This window comes from Microbacterium kribbense, from assembly GCF_039537285.1.
Taxonomy (GTDB): domain Bacteria; phylum Actinomycetota; class Actinomycetes; order Actinomycetales; family Microbacteriaceae; genus Microbacterium; species Microbacterium kribbense.
Map to the genome: position 1 here is coordinate 24,888 of NZ_BAABAF010000003.1, position 13,528 is coordinate 38,415.

Genomic DNA, 13,528 nt, shown 5'->3' on the forward strand with positions numbered 1-13,528 from the left:
TCAGCGGGTGAGCTTGACGCTGAGCGAGTCGACCAGCGTGGCGATGCGGTCGTCGGCCGCCCAGCGCTTGGCGAGCCGCGCGAGCAGGGCGTCCAGGGTCGGCTGATCCAGCCCGTCGACCAGACTCAGCCGCACCAGCAGCTCGGGTCCGCGCAGACGCGCCTGCGGATCGCCGGAGGCCACCTGCAGGTCGAGCACGCTCAGCTCCCGGGCCACGCTCTCCTGCAGCGCCGTGAACACGTCGGGGTTCTGCGGACCGGGCTCCCACGGGATCTGCTGCGCGATGGCCCATACCGCCGGACGGCGCAGCACGTATTCGGTGGGCGAGCCGGGGTCGAGCACGATCAGATCGGTGTCGTCGTCGGCGGCGGCCAGTGCCGTGCGGATGCCGTCGGCCGGCACCGGGCGCGCCGTGGCATCCCAGCTGCCCACCGCCTGGACCGAGCTGAACACCGGCAGCACGCGGCGGCCGTCGGGAGCGGCGACGGTGACGATGGACAGCTCGTGGGTCTTGTCCACGTGCAGGCCGGTCGGGCCGATGCCGTCCTCGCCCTTGTGCGTGACCAGCGGGATCAGCAGCCGAGCCCGTCGGTAGGCGTCGATGATCGCGACCTGGTCGCCGGTGCCGTCGTGGAACGCGTTCAGCGCGGCCAGCAGGGCCGGATCGGCCTCCCCTGCGTCGCCGGTGTGCGGATTGGGCCGGAAGCTGCGGCCTGCCCACGGCACGCCGGCCGAGTCGGCGGCGTGCGCATCGTGGCCGCAGGAATCACTCTCGGGCGACATCCAGCGCCTCTGCCAGCGTGAACGCGCCGGCATACAGGGCCTTGCCGACGATCGCACCTTCCACCCCCAGCGGCACCAGCTCGCGCAGGGCGCTGATGTCGTCCAGGCTCGACACGCCGCCGGAGGCGACGATGGGCTTGTCGGTGCGCTCGGCGAGCTCGCGCAGCAGCTCGAGGTTCGGTCCGCGCAGCGTGCCGTCCTTGGTGACGTCGGTGACCACGTAGCGGCTGCAGCCGGCGTCTTCCAGGCGGTCCAGCACCGTCCACAGGTCGCCGCCCTCGCGGGTCCAGCCGCGTGCGGCCAGGGTCGTGCCGCGCACGTCGAGGCCGACGGCGATCGCGTCGCCGTAGCGGCCGATCACGTTGGCCGCCCACTCCGGGTTCTCCAGCGCTGCCGTGCCGAGGTTGATGCGGGTGGCGCCGGACTCCAGCGCCGCCTCCAGCGTCGCGTCGTCGCGGATGCCACCAGAGAGCTCGACGTTCACGCCGCGGGCCTGTTTGATGACCTTGCGCAGCGTCGCGGTGTTGTTGCCGCGCCCGAATGCGGCGTCCAGGTCGACGAGGTGGATCCACGTCGCACCCTGACGCACCCACTCCATGGCCGCATCCACCGGATCGCCGTAATCGGTCTCGCTGCCGGCCACGCCCTGGGTGAGGCGCACGGCCTTGCCGTCGGCGACATCGACGGCGGGAAGCAGGATCAGGTCGGGGGTGGCTGCGAATTCACTGGGCACAAGGTCCCAGACTAGCCCCGCCGAGCCCGCCGATCCAATTGGCGAGCAGCCTGATGCCGGCCGCCCCCGACTTCTCGGGGTGGAACTGGGTCGCCGACAGCGGCCCATTCTCCACCGCCGCCAGGAACGGTCCGCCATAGCTGCACCAGGTCAGCGCCGCCGGGGCGAACGGCTCGTGCACGTCCAGGTTCCACGCGGTGGCGGCGAAGGAATGCACGAAGTAGAAGCGCTCGGCTTCGATTCCTGCGAACAGCCGGCTGTTCGGGTCGGGCTGCACGGTGTTCCAGCCCATGTGCGGCAGCACCGGGGCATCCAGCTCGGTGATCGTACCGGGCCACTCGCCCAGCCCCTCGGTGTCGACGTCGCGCTCGAGCCCGCGCTCGAACAAGATCTGCATGCCCACGCAGATGCCCAGCACCGCCCGGCCTCCGGCCAGGCGCCGGTCGATCAGCTCGTCGCCGCGGCTCGCGCGCAGCGCGCCCATGACGGCGGCGAACGCGCCGACACCGGGGACCACCAGGCCGTCGGCATCCATCACCAGGCCGCGGTCGGCGGTCAGCCGCGCGTCGGCGCCGGCGGCGGCCAGCGCCTTGACCGCCGAGTGCACATTGCCGGACCCGTAGTCCAGTACCGCGACCAGCGGCCTGTCGGTCACAGCGCTCCCTTGGTGCTGGGAATGCCGACCACCTGCGCGTCGAACGCCTTGGCCTGACGGAACGCCCGGGCGAACGCCTTGAACTCGGCCTCGGCGATGTGGTGCGGGTCGCGACCCGAGATCACGCGCACGTGCGTGGTGAGCCCCGCATGGAAGGCGATCGCCTCGAACGAGTGGCGCACCAGCGACCCGGTGAAGTGGCCGCCGATCAGGTGCAGCTCGAACCCGGCCGGCTCGCCGTCGTGCACCAGGTAGGGGCGGCCGCTGATGTCGACGACGGCCTGCGCGAGCGCCTCGTCCAGCGGCACCAGCGCGTCGCCGTAGCGGGAGATGCCGCTCTTGTCGCCCAGCGCCGCGCCTATGGCCTGACCGAGCACGATGGAGATGTCTTCGACGGTGTGGTGCACGTCGATGTCGGTGTCACCGGAGGCGCGCACCGTCAGGTCGGTCAGGGAGTGCTTGGCGAATGCGGTCAGCAGGTGATCGAAGAACGGGACGCTGGTGTCGATCCGTCCCACGCCCGTGCCGTCCAGGTCGAGTTCGAGCTCGACCGCCGACTCGCTGGTGGTGCGGGTGCGCGACGCGACGCGGGATCCGGCGGTGGTCATGATGCCGAGTCTAGCGAGGCCAGGGCATCCAGGAACGCGCTGGTCTCCTCCTCCGTGCCGGCGGTGACCCGCAGGCTGCGCGGCAGCCCGATGTCGCGGATCAGCACGCCGCGCTCGTACAGGGCCTGCCACGTCGCCGCGGGGTCTTCGACGCCGGAGAACAGCACGAAGTTGCTCCACGACTCGTAGGGTCGGTAGCCCAGCGCCGCCAGCGTGGCCGAGATGCGATCACGCTGGCCGACGATGTCGGCCACGGCGGCCAGCATGGTCGGCGCGTGCCGCAGTGCCGCGGATGCGGCGGCCTGCGTGAGTGCGCTGAGGTGATAGGGCAGCCGTACCAGCCGCAGTGCATCGATCAGGGCCGGGTCGGCGGCGAGGTAGCCGACCCGGGCGCCGGCGAATGCGAACGCCTTGCTCATCGTGCGCGAGACCACCATCCGCTCGCGGCCGGGCAGCAGGGTGAGCGCCGAGCGCTCACCCGCCGGCGCGAACTCGAAGTAGGCCTCGTCGACGATCACGATTCCCTCGGATGCCGCGTACACGGCCTCGATGACGTCGATCGGCAGCGGGGTGCCGGTGGGGTTGTTCGGTGCGCACAGCATCACGACATCCGGCCGGGCCGCGGCCACTTGGGCGGCCGCGGACTCGGCGGTCAGGGTGAAGTCCACGCCCCGCTCCCCCGCGACCCAGGTGCCGCCGGTGCTGCGGGTCAGCAGCGGATACATCGAGTAGGTCGGTGCGAATCCGAACACCGTCCGCCCCGGGCCGGCGAAGGCCTGCAGCAGGTGCTGGAGCACTTCATTCGACCCGTTGCCGGCCCAGATCTGGTCGGCGCTCAGGCCGTGCCCCAGGTAGTCGGCGAAGCCCTCGCGCAGCAGTGTGAACTCGCGGTCGGGATAGCGATTGACGTCGCGCAGCGCAATGGCCACGGCGTCCAGGATGTCGTCCGCGACGTCTTTGGGAACCGGATGCGTGTTCTCGTTGACGTTCAGTGCGACCGGCAGCGGCGCCTGCGGCGCGCCGTACGGAGTCATGCCGCGCAGATCATCGCGGATGGGCAGGTCTTCTAACCGGGGTCTCACCCCTCCCATCGTAGAGCGCTGCGGCGGCTCAGCCGGCCGGGGCGTACTCGACGGGCAGCGCCAGCTTCTCGCCGGGGACGAGCACGGCACCTTCGAGGGCGTTCAGGCTCACGATCGCGTCCACCACGTCGCGCGGGTCGGCGCCCGGTGCCACGCGCTGCGCGATCGACCACAGCGAATCGCCAGCGACGACGGTCACGGTCGAGAAGCTGCCGGAGGGCGCCCCCGCATCGCGCGAGGCCAGCGCCGACCCGCCGCCGAGCACGGCGACGAAGATGGCGGCGGCAAGGGGCAGCGCCACCAGACCGGCCAGCACCCGTCGACCGCGGACCGTCAGGCGCAGGTGCGTCGTCGTGCGTGCTGTCGATGCCATCGCGATGGTGGTCATGGCTCCTCCTGGGTGTGGACAGATTCGGATCGGACGCTCGGGCGGGAGCACCCGATCCGAATCTTCATTCCGAATCTAGCTTCGATTGTATAGACTGTCAACAGGTCTCCGTGTGCGAATCGGATCGAAGGCGACACGCGAGGCGGATGCCGTCGATCCGGTCTTCAACCGGATACCGTTTCGATAGGGACACCCCATCACCAACCTCCGACATTCGAAGAAGCTGCACCGGCGACCAGGCCGGGCCAGAACACAGGGAGCTGACATGAGCGAGGCAACGCACGAGTCCACGGCGGCCGAGCCGGCGGTGCGTCGGACCCGCCGGCGCAAGAGCCTGAGCGATCGGCAGATGGCGATCCTCGAGGTCATCCAGCGCTCCATCGCGCGGTACGGCTATCCGCCGAGCATGCGCGAGATCGGCGATGCGGTGCAGCTGAAGTCCCTGTCCAGCGTCACGCATCAGCTGAACCAGCTCGAGCTGAGCGGCTACCTGCGCCGCGATGCCGGCAAGACGCGCGCCATGGAGGTGCTGATCGACCTGCCGGGCATCTCCGGCGAGAACCCCGCCGACTCGGCGCCCACTCTCGGCGACGCGGCGCTGGTGCCGCTGGTCGGGCACATCGCCGCCGGCGTGCCGATCACGGCCGAGCAGCAGGTCGAGGAGATCTTCCCCCTGCCCCGTCAACTGGTGGGCAAGGGCGAGCTGTTCATGCTGAAGGTGCAGGGCGAGTCGATGATCGACGCCGCGATCTGCGACGGCGACTGGGTCGTCATCCGGTCGCAGGCCACCGCCGAGAACGGCGACATCGTCGCCGCGATGCTCGACGGCGAGGCGACCGTGAAGACGTTCCGCCAGCGCGACGGGCACACCTGGCTGCTGCCGCGCAACTCGGCGTTCGAGCCGATCCTCGGCGACGACGCCGTCGTGCTGGGCAAGCTCGTCGCAGTGCTGCGCGCGGTCTGATCCGCCGCGGCCACGGGGCACAGGCCACCGGCTAGCGTGGAGGCATGCCTCAGACCCTTCGCTACGGCACCTGGCCCTCCCCGATCACCGCTGCGGTGGCCGCGTCGGCCGCTCCGCGCCGCGACGGCGCGCGGTTCGTCGGCGACGACATCTGGTGGGGTGAGTCCGTGCCCGCCGAGGGCGGGCGGATGACGGTGCTCTCGCGCCGCCGCGGCGTGCTGCTGCCGGCACCCTGGAACGTCGGCTCGCGCGTGCACGAGTACGGCGGCGGCGCGTGGGCGGCCGCGCCCGACGGCCGGCTGTTCTTCGTGGAGCGCACCGACCAGTGCGTGTGGGAGCTGCCCGTGGGCTCTGCCCCGCGCCGGCTGACACCCCCGGACGCCGGACAGCGCTACGGCGGCCTGAGCTGGCAGCAGGGGCGGCTGCTCGCCGTGCGCGAGACGCACACCGGCGCCGCCGTGCCGACCCGTGACATCGTCGAGATCGTGCTGGGCGATGAGTCCACCGTGCTCTCACTGGCCGCTGGCAGCGACTTCGTCGCGCATCCGGCGCTGTCGGCCGACGGCACGCGCCTGGCCTGGATCGCCTGGGATCACCCCGACATGCCGTGGGACCGCACCCGGCTGCGGGTGGGCCGGCTCGGCGCGGGGGCGGTCGCCGACGCCATCACGATCGCGGGCGGCCAGACCGCCGCCGTGCAGCCGGTCTGGGTGGGTGCCGACGAGCTGCTCTATGCAGATGACCCCACCGGCCGGTGGAACCTGTGGCGGGTCGCGCTCGGCTCGGCCGCCCACGTCGTGGCGCCGGCCGACGCCGACACCGGCGGACCGATCTGGGTGCTGGGCACCCGCTGGTTCCAGCCGCTGGCCGACGGTCGCATCGTCGCGGTGCGCACCAACGGCGCCGACCAGGTCGTCGTGCTCGATCCGGCGACCGGCTCGGACCGCGCGCTGCCGCTGGACGCGACCGCGAACGTGTCGATCGAAGACGCCCGCGGCACCCGCGTGCTGCTGACCGCGGCGGGCCTGGACGGCCCGCCCGCGGTGTGGCTGGTGGACGTGGACCGGCCCGGCCACGCCGAGCGGGTGACTGCCGACGCGGCGGGCTGGGGCCCGGAGTGGACCCCGCGGCCGCGCGCGGTGACCTTCGCCGGGCCGCACGGACCGGTGCACGCGTTCGACTATCCGCCCACGAGCCCCGAGACCACCGCCCCGGCCGGCGAGCTGCCTCCCTATGTCGTGTTCGTGCACGGCGGGCCCACCTCGCACACCGCCCCCGCGGCCGCGGCGAAGACCGCCTTCTTCACGAGCCGCGGCATCGGCGTGCTCGACGTGAACTACGGCGGGTCGACCGGATACGGGCGCGCCTACCGCGAGCGGCTGCGTGGTCAGTGGGGCGTGGTCGACGTCGACGACGTCGCCGCCGCGGCGGCCGGCCTCGCCGCCGAGGGCCGGGCCGACCCCGCACGCCTGGCGATCGAGGGCGGCTCGGCCGGCGGCTGGACGGTGCTCGGCGCCCTGACCGGCACGGACGTGTTCGCGGCCGGGATCTCGCGGTACGGGGTCGGCGACGCGCGCATGCTGCAGGCCGAGACGCACGACTTCGAGGCCCGCTATCTGGACGGGCTGATCGGACCGCTGCCAGAGGCCGAGGAGCTCTACGCGCAGCGGTCGCCGCTGTCGCACCCCGAGCGGTTCGGGGTGCCGGTGCTGCTGCTGCAGGGCGCCGACGACCCGGTGGTGCCGCCGTCGCAGGCCGAGGCGATCCGCGACGCCCTGGCTGCGCAGCACATCCCGCACGCATACGTGCTGTACCCGGGTGAGTCGCACGGGTTCCGGCGCGCCGAGACCGTCGCCGACGCGCTGGAGAAGGAGCTGGCCTTCCTGGGCGCCGTGTTCGGGTTCAGTCCCGCCGGGGTTGCGCCGCTTGATCTGGACTGATCGCGTACGGCGCCAGCTGGGCGGCCAGATGGCGTCCGACGTGGGCGTGCAGCAGCGTGCCGCCCGGCTCGTGCCGCTCGGTCAGCAGCATCCCGCTCTCGTGCACGGCCGAGACGAGGTCGCCGCGGTCATACGGCACCAGCGCGGTGATCTCCACCGCCGGCAGCGGCAGCGCCCGCTCGATCGCGGTGCGCAGCGCGTCGATGCCCTCGCCCGTGCGCGAGGAGACGAACAGCGCGGCCGGCTCCAGCCCCCGCAGCACCAGTCGGGTGTTGTCGTCGACCAGGTCGGCCTTGTTGAAGACGACGAGTTCGCGGATGTCGCGCCCGCCGACGTCGCCGATCACGTCGCGCACGGTGGCCAGCTGCGCCGCCGGATCGGGATGAGCGGCGTCGACGACGTGCACGATGACGTCGGCGTCGGCGACCTCTTCGAGCGTGGAGCGGAACGCCTCGACCAGCTGGTGCGGCAGGTTGCGCACGAAGCCGACCGTGTCGGTGAGCGTGTAGACCCGCCCGTCGGCGGCCTCGCTGCGCCGCACCGTGGCATCCAGCGTCGCGAACAGGGCGTTCTCGACCAGCACGCCGGCGCTGGTGAGGCGGTTGAGCAGGCTCGACTTGCCGGCGTTGGTGTAGCCGGCGATCGCGACCGACGGGATCGAGTGGCGCTTGCGCTCGGCGCGCTTGGACTCGCGGGCCGGGCCGAACTCCTTGATGTGGCGGCGCAGCTGCGCCATCCGGGTGCGGATGCGGCGGCGGTCGAGTTCGATCTTGGTCTCACCGGGGCCGCGCGAGCCCATGCCGGCCCCGCCGGCGCCGACTTGGCCGCCGGCCTGCCGGCTCATCGAGTCACCCCAGCCGCGCAGCCGCGGCAGCAGGTATTCGAGCTGGGCGAGCTCGACCTGCGCCTTGCCCTCGCGGCTCTTGGCGTGCTGGCTGAAGATGTCGAGGATGACGGTGGTCCGGTCGATGACCTTGACCTTCACGACATCCTCCAGCGCACGACGCTGGCTCGGGGCGAGCTCGGTGTCGGCGATCACGGTGTCGGCACCGAGGGCGGCGACCGTGTCGCGCAGCTCCTGCGCCTTGCCGCGGCCGACGTAGGTCGCCGGGTCGGGGTGCGGGCGGCGCTGCAGCAGCCCGTCGAGCACGACCGCTCCTGCCGTCTCGGCGAGCGCGGCGAGCTCGCGCAGCGAGTTCTCGGCGTCTTCGGTGGCGCCCTGCGGGTGCACGCCCACGAGCACGACGTTCTCCAACCGCAGCTGCCGGTACTCGACCTCGGTGACGTCCTGCAGCTCGGTGGACAGTCCGCCCACCCGGCGCAGCGCGGCGCGCTCCTGGCGGTCCCACTGCTCGCCGTCCGTGTCGGCGCCGGTGGCGGTGGCGTCGTCCTGCAGCGCCTGGGCTGCACCGAAAAGCCGCACTCCGGAGTGGGACTGCGCGTTCGCGAGCACCCTGTCCACCGGGTCCACAGCGGCAGGACCTGCGGGTTCGGGCGTGGTCGCATCCATTCATAAAACTCTATCCCGCGCAGCGGGCCCGGCTCCGCTACGCTCAAAAATCATGGACAGCGATCATTACTTCACCGCGTCCCCTGCCAGCGCAGAGAATCTGCGCACCATCCGGGTTGTCCTGGCCGGCCGTGAGGTCGAGGTCGTCACAGCCGGTGGGGTGTTCAGTCCGGATCGGATGGATGCCGGCACCCACGTGCTTCTGGCCGACACGCCGCCGCCCCCACCGGGCGGGAACATCCTCGACCTGGGCTGCGGGTGGGGTCCGATCGCGCTGACGGTCGCGATGCAGTCGCCGCACGCGACGGTGTGGGCGGTCGACGTGAACCAGCGCGCGCTGGATCTGGTGCGGCGCAACGCCGCCGCGCTGGACCTGGACAACATCCAGGCGGTCACCCCGGACGAGGTGCCCGGCGACATCGTGTTCCGCAGCATCCGCTCCAATCCTCCGATCCGAGTGGGCAAGAGCGAGCTGCACGACATGCTGCTGCGGTGGATCCCGCGCCTGGATCCCAGCAGCGACGGATGGTTCGTGGTGCAGCGCAACCTCGGCTCCGACTCGCTGCAGCGCTGGCTGTCGGCGACGCTGGACCACACCTACTCGGTGCATCGCGCGGCCACCGGGCGCGGCTACCGGGTGCTGAAGGTGCGCCGGCACGGCACGCCGGCCACGGCAGCGATCACGCTGCCCTGACCGGCCTGCTCCAGCCGGGTCGCCGCGCGGTCAGGCGAGGGTGATCGTGCCTGAATAGACGAGCGCGGCCGGCCCCGACAGGAAGACGTGGCCGTCCTGCACGCGCACGCCCAGTCGCCCGCCCGGCACATCGACGATCCAGCGGTCGGGGGCCTGGCGGCCGGCCCACGCCCGCACCGCGAGGGCGGATGCCGCAACCCCCGTGCCGCAGCTGAGCGTCGCACCCACGCCGCGCTCGAACACGCGCATGCGGATCGCGCCGACGCCGTCGGTCACCAGCGGGTCGGCGGGCACTACGAATTCGACGTTGGCGCCGGCCGACGGCGGCGGGTCGAGGATCGGCGCGACGTGCAGGTCGAGCCCGCTCAGTTCGGCGACGGACGAGACGGCTACCACGACATGCGGGTTGCCCACGTCCACGTTCTGGCCGGGGCGCGCGACATCCAGCCCGCGTGCACGGACGAGCACGTCACCGTCGTCGACCCGGAACGGGCCGAGGTCGACCTCGTAGCCGAGGTCGCTGCGGGTCATGCGCAGCACGCCGTTGCGCGTGCCGATGCCGATCGCGCCGGCGGCGTCGAGCTGTGCGAGCCCCGTGCTGAGCAGATAGTGCAGATACACTCGGATGCCGTTGCCGCACATCTCGGCGGCGGAGCCGTCCGCGTTGCGGTAGTCCATGAACCACTCGGCGCCGGCGGCTGCGGCATCCTGCCCCTCGTCGAGGGCGCGTGAGCGCACGACGCGCAGCAGTCCGTCGCCGCCGACACCGAAGTGGCGGTCGCACAGGGCCGCCACCTGATCGTCGGTGAGCGCCAGGTCGCCGTCTGCGTCGGCCACGACGACGAAGTCGTTGCCGGTGCCGTGGCCTTTGGTGAACGCGAGTGAGGTAGGCATCCCCTTCATCCTAGGGTCGCGGACTCCCGCCGTTTCCCCGGTCGGCCCGCACGCCGGCGGGCACCGCACGGCGGGCCGATGCTCTCACGTGTCCTCGGCACCGACTGGGTCCGGCGTGCCCGGCACGCCGACCACACGGTACCGACCGCACAGGAACTCACGATTGCGGGCCGTCTGGAGCAGCGCCAGCTCCAGTGCGAGCGGCAGGAACGGGATGCCGGCGCCCAGCGTCACGGGGGCGAACTGCACCCAGATCTCGTCCAGAAGCCCGGCCACCGCGAACTGCCTGGCGACGTCTCCCCCGCCGACCACCCACAGATCACGGTCCCCGGCCGCCGCGGTCATCTGCTCGTGCACGGCGCGCACGTCGCCGTGTGCGACGCGCACGTCGGCACCCGGCCGTGCGGGCAGGGGCCGGTGCGTGAGCACCCAGGTGGGCTGCGCGTATGCCCACCCCGCGTCGTGGGCGAGCAGCCACTCGTACGTCGCGGCGCCCATCACGAGCGCACCGACAGACCGGGCGAATGCGGCGTACCCCATCGGCCCGTCGGGATCGACGTCCCGGCGCAGCAGCCAGTCCAGCCCGTGCTGCGACGTCGCGATGAACCCGTCCAGGCTGGATGCCGTGTAGAAGATCGTCGTCATGACGTCATCATGGCCCGTGCCGTCGACATCGCGCCTCCCTGCGGCGCGTCACCGGTCACGAGCGGCCGGTCACGGGCGGCCGGATGGCCGGCCGGCCGCCACGGCAGCGGCATCCGCGCCCGGCGCGACCCACTCGATGCCCGGGTATCGCTTGAACCACGACACCTGCCGGCGCGCATAGCGGCGGGTCAGCGCCTGGGTCTCGGCGACCGCCTCGGCTTCGCTTTCGTCGCCGCGCAGCTGCGCGAGCGCCTGCGCGTAGCCGATCGCGCGCGGCGCGGTCGTCCCGCGCTCCAGGCCCTGTTCGCGCAGCCGCTCCACCTCGTCGAGGAGTCCGTCCCGCCACATCTGCTCGACGCGCTCGTCCAACCGCGTCACGAGCTCGGCACGGTCGACGTGCACGCCGACGACGCGGGTACGGGGATGCCACAGCACCGGCTCGTCGGGCAATGCCGCGCCGTGCGTGGCCCGGCCCTGCGCGAGCACCTCGAGTGCGCGCACGATGCGGCGCGCGTTGCGGGGGTCGATGCGTGCCGCGGTGGCGGGGTCCGTCTCGCGCAGCCGGGCGAACAGCACGGCCGGGCCGTGTCGGTCGAGCTCGGCCTCGAGCTCTGCTCGCACCGCATCGTCGCGCGGCGGGAAGCGGAAGTCGTAGAGGACGCCGGACACATACAGTCCGGAGCCGCCGACGAGGATCGCGTCGGCACCGCGCGCGTGGATCTGTGCGATCGCCGCGCGCGCGCAATCCTGATACCAGGCGACGGCGGCGTCATCGGTGACCGCGAGCACGTCGAACAGGTGGTGCGCGACGCCGCGGCGCCGGCTCTGCGGCAGCTTGGCGGTGCCGATGTCCATCCCCCGATACAGCTGCATCGCGTCGGCGTTGACGATCTCGGCCGGTCGACCGGCGGCGACCAGCGCCTGGGCCAGGTTCAGCGACAGCTCGGTCTTGCCGGTGCCGGTGGCGCCGACCACGGCCCACAGCGCCGGCGGGCGCGCAGAGCCCGCCGGCCGCACTTCGCCGCCCGGGCGGGCCGCTGACGAAGGGGTCTCGCTCAATGACCCGCCGGGACGCCGATTCTCGGCAGACCCAGCGACACCGCGCCGCCGGTGCGCGGGGCGGGTGCGGCGCACGAGGCGGCCTGGTCGCGGTCCCATGCGTCGCCGGCGCGGGTGCGTCGGATCTGCAACGGCGCGCCGTCGGGCGAGTCGGCGAGAAGGTGGAACGGTGCCGCGTGCGTGATCACGACGGTGACCATGTCGCCCGGGCGCGGCCGCGGCGAGCCGGCCGGAAGCTCGAAGTGCACGAGCCGGTTATCGCGGGCGCGGCCGGTGAGGCGGTGCGTGGCGGCATCCTTCTTGCCCTCACCGGTGGAGACCAGCACCTCGACCTTGCGGCCGACCTGCTTCTCGTTCTCCTCCAGGCTGATCCGGTCCTGCAGGGCCAGCAGGCGGTCATAGCGCTCCTGCACCACCTCTTTGGGCACCTGGTCGGGCATCGTCGCGGCGGGCGTGCCCTCGCGGATCGAGTACTGGAACGTGAAGGCGCTGGCGAACCGCGCCTGCTCGACCACGCGCAGGGTGTCTTGGAAGTCCTCTTCGGTCTCGCCGGGGAAGCCCACGATGACGTCGGTCGTGATGGCCGCATCCGGCATCTTCGCGCGCACCCGGTCCAGGATGCCGAGGAAGCGCGCGCTGCGGTACGAGCGGCGCATCGCGCGCAGCACCCGGTCGCTGCCGGACTGCAGCGGCATGTGCAGCTGGTGCATCACGTTGGGGGTCTCGGCCATCGCGTCGATGACGTCGTCGGTGAAGGCGGCCGGATGCGGACTGGTGAACCGCACGCGCTCCAGCCCCTCGATCTGCCCGGCCGCGCGCAGCAGCCCCGCGAACGCCTGCCGGTCGCCGAACTCGACGCCGTAGGAGTTCACGTTCTGGCCGAGCAGGGTGACCTCGACGGCGCCGTCATCCACGAGCAGCCGCATCTCGCTGAGGATGTCGCCGGGACGACGGTCCTTCTCCTTGCCGCGCAGGCTCGGCACGATGCAGAACGTGCAGGTATTGTTGCAGCCCACCGAGATCGACACCCAGCCGCTGTAGGTGCTCTCCCGCTTGGTCGGCAGCGTCGAGGGGAACACCTCGAGCGACTCGAGGATCTCCAGCTCCGCCTCGCCGTTGTGTCGGGCGCGCTCGAGCAGGCTCGGCAGCGAGCCCATGTTGTGCGTGCCGAAGACCACGTCGACCCAGGGGGCCTTGTCCAGCACGGCCTGCTTGTCCATCTGGGCCAGGCACCCGCCGACGGCGATCTGCATGCCGTCGTGCTTGTCCTTGCGGCTCTTCAGGTACCCCAGCGTGCCGTACAGCTTGCCGGCCGCGTTGTCGCGGACGGCGCACGTGTTGATCACGATCACGTCGGGGTCCGCGTCCTCGGCGGCGCGGACGTATCCGGCGCTCTCGAGCGACCCCGCCAGCCGCTCGGAATCGTGCACGTTCATCTGACAGCCGAACGTGCGCACTTCATACGTGCGTGCGCGCCCGTCCGCGTCCCGTGCAGCAGGAGACGGTGCGATCAGGGTCGGCGCAGAAGATGGGGAAGACATGATTGTCACATTCTACGATCCGCCGGCCGGCG

Annotated in this window: 14 protein-coding genes; 3 read left to right on the forward strand and 11 right to left on the reverse strand. The window is 72.0% G+C overall.

Annotated features, from left to right (window positions below):
* From ABD705_RS04660 to ABD705_RS04685, 6 genes are read right to left on the reverse strand one after another with little or no spacing between them, the layout of a single operon-like run.
* Positions 1–783 carry an SseB family protein gene (locus ABD705_RS04660; RefSeq protein WP_344781059.1) on the reverse strand — a complete coding sequence of 261 codons (783 nt, stop codon included), beginning with the start codon at positions 781–783 and terminating at the stop codon, positions 1–3.
* Positions 767–1,516 (reverse strand): bifunctional 1-(5-phosphoribosyl)-5-((5-phosphoribosylamino)methylideneamino)imidazole-4-carboxamide isomerase/phosphoribosylanthranilate isomerase PriA, encoded by a 750-nt coding sequence (priA, locus tag ABD705_RS04665; RefSeq protein WP_344781060.1) that lies wholly within the window; start codon positions 1,514–1,516, stop codon positions 767–769. The genes ABD705_RS04660 and priA overlap by 17 nt, the downstream gene beginning before the upstream one ends.
* Positions 1,506–2,171, reverse strand: a complete 666-nt coding sequence (gene hisH, locus ABD705_RS04670) for an imidazole glycerol phosphate synthase subunit HisH (protein WP_344781061.1) — start codon at positions 2,169–2,171, stop codon at positions 1,506–1,508. Before hisH ends, priA begins: the two co-directional genes overlap by 11 nt.
* On the reverse strand, positions 2,168–2,779 hold the full coding sequence (hisB, locus tag ABD705_RS04675) for an imidazoleglycerol-phosphate dehydratase HisB (RefSeq protein WP_344781062.1): 612 nt from the start codon (positions 2,777–2,779) through the stop codon (positions 2,168–2,170). Before hisB ends, hisH begins: the two co-directional genes overlap by 4 nt.
* Positions 2,776–3,870 carry a histidinol-phosphate transaminase gene (locus ABD705_RS04680; protein WP_344781064.1) on the reverse strand — a complete coding sequence of 365 codons (1,095 nt, stop codon included), beginning with the start codon at positions 3,868–3,870 and terminating at the stop codon, positions 2,776–2,778. The genes hisB and ABD705_RS04680 overlap by 4 nt, the downstream gene beginning before the upstream one ends.
* Positions 3,871–3,889: 19 nt before the next feature.
* A complete protein-coding gene (locus tag ABD705_RS04685) occupies positions 3,890–4,249 on the reverse strand; it encodes a LysM peptidoglycan-binding domain-containing protein (RefSeq protein ID WP_344781065.1) in 360 nt (119 codons plus the stop codon).
* Positions 4,250–4,514: 265 nt separating this feature from the next.
* On the opposite strand from ABD705_RS04685, the gene lexA reads away from it, so the two are divergent.
* Both lexA and ABD705_RS04695 read left to right on the forward strand, forming a co-directional pair.
* Positions 4,515–5,213, forward strand: a complete 699-nt coding sequence (gene lexA, locus ABD705_RS04690; protein ID WP_344781066.1) for a transcriptional repressor LexA — start codon at positions 4,515–4,517, stop codon at positions 5,211–5,213.
* Between the two features lie 44 nt (positions 5,214–5,257).
* A complete protein-coding gene (locus ABD705_RS04695; protein ID WP_344781068.1) occupies positions 5,258–7,153 on the forward strand; it encodes an alpha/beta hydrolase family protein in 1,896 nt (631 codons plus the stop codon).
* Here ABD705_RS04695 and hflX read toward each other — a convergent pair.
* A complete protein-coding gene (gene hflX, locus ABD705_RS04700; RefSeq protein WP_344781070.1) occupies positions 7,116–8,663 on the reverse strand; it encodes a GTPase HflX in 1,548 nt (515 codons plus the stop codon). The genes ABD705_RS04695 and hflX overlap by 38 nt on opposite strands.
* A 52-nt stretch (positions 8,664–8,715) precedes the next feature.
* Here hflX and ABD705_RS04705 point away from each other — a divergent pair, with 52 nt between their 5' ends.
* On the forward strand, positions 8,716–9,357 hold the full coding sequence (locus ABD705_RS04705) for a class I SAM-dependent methyltransferase (RefSeq protein ID WP_344781072.1): 642 nt from the start codon (positions 8,716–8,718) through the stop codon (positions 9,355–9,357).
* Between the two features lie 30 nt (positions 9,358–9,387).
* On the opposite strand, the gene dapF is transcribed toward ABD705_RS04705, so the two are convergent.
* From dapF to miaB, 4 genes are all read right to left on the reverse strand, one after another.
* Positions 9,388–10,251 (reverse strand): diaminopimelate epimerase, encoded by an 864-nt coding sequence (gene dapF / locus ABD705_RS04710; RefSeq protein ID WP_344781074.1) that lies wholly within the window; start codon positions 10,249–10,251, stop codon positions 9,388–9,390.
* An 84-nt stretch (positions 10,252–10,335) separates the two neighbouring features.
* Positions 10,336–10,896 carry a dihydrofolate reductase family protein gene (locus ABD705_RS04715; protein ID WP_344781076.1) on the reverse strand — a complete coding sequence of 187 codons (561 nt, stop codon included), beginning with the start codon at positions 10,894–10,896 and terminating at the stop codon, positions 10,336–10,338.
* A 69-nt stretch (positions 10,897–10,965) separates the two neighbouring features.
* Positions 10,966–11,913, reverse strand: a complete 948-nt coding sequence (gene miaA / locus ABD705_RS04720) for a tRNA (adenosine(37)-N6)-dimethylallyltransferase MiaA (RefSeq protein ID WP_344781514.1) — start codon at positions 11,911–11,913, stop codon at positions 10,966–10,968.
* Positions 11,914–11,951: 38 nt separating this feature from the next.
* Positions 11,952–13,496 (reverse strand): tRNA (N6-isopentenyl adenosine(37)-C2)-methylthiotransferase MiaB, encoded by a 1,545-nt coding sequence (miaB, locus tag ABD705_RS04725; RefSeq protein ID WP_344781078.1) that lies wholly within the window; start codon positions 13,494–13,496, stop codon positions 11,952–11,954.
* Positions 13,497–13,528 lie beyond the last annotated feature (32 nt).

Coding starts and splice junctions, on each gene's coding strand:
- ABD705_RS04660 (WP_344781059.1), bottom strand. CDS start 783: ATGTCGCCCGAGAGTGATTCCTGCGGCCACGATGCGCACGCCGCCGAC.
- hisB (WP_344781062.1), bottom strand. CDS start 2,779: ATGACCACCGCCGGATCCCGCGTCGCGTCGCGCACCCGCACCACCAGC.
- ABD705_RS04680 (WP_344781064.1), bottom strand. CDS start 3,870: ATGGGAGGGGTGAGACCCCGGTTAGAAGACCTGCCCATCCGCGATGAT.
- ABD705_RS04685 (WP_344781065.1), bottom strand. CDS start 4,249: ATGACCACCATCGCGATGGCATCGACAGCACGCACGACGACGCACCTG.
- lexA (WP_344781066.1), top strand. CDS start 4,515: ATGAGCGAGGCAACGCACGAGTCCACGGCGGCCGAGCCGGCGGTGCGT.
- ABD705_RS04695 (WP_344781068.1), top strand. CDS start 5,258: ATGCCTCAGACCCTTCGCTACGGCACCTGGCCCTCCCCGATCACCGCT.
- hflX (WP_344781070.1), bottom strand. CDS start 8,663: ATGGATGCGACCACGCCCGAACCCGCAGGTCCTGCCGCTGTGGACCCG.
- ABD705_RS04705 (WP_344781072.1), top strand. CDS start 8,716: ATGGACAGCGATCATTACTTCACCGCGTCCCCTGCCAGCGCAGAGAAT.
- dapF (WP_344781074.1), bottom strand. CDS start 10,251: ATGCCTACCTCACTCGCGTTCACCAAAGGCCACGGCACCGGCAACGAC.
- ABD705_RS04715 (WP_344781076.1), bottom strand. CDS start 10,896: ATGACGACGATCTTCTACACGGCATCCAGCCTGGACGGGTTCATCGCG.
- miaB (WP_344781078.1), bottom strand. CDS start 13,496: ATGTCTTCCCCATCTTCTGCGCCGACCCTGATCGCACCGTCTCCTGCT.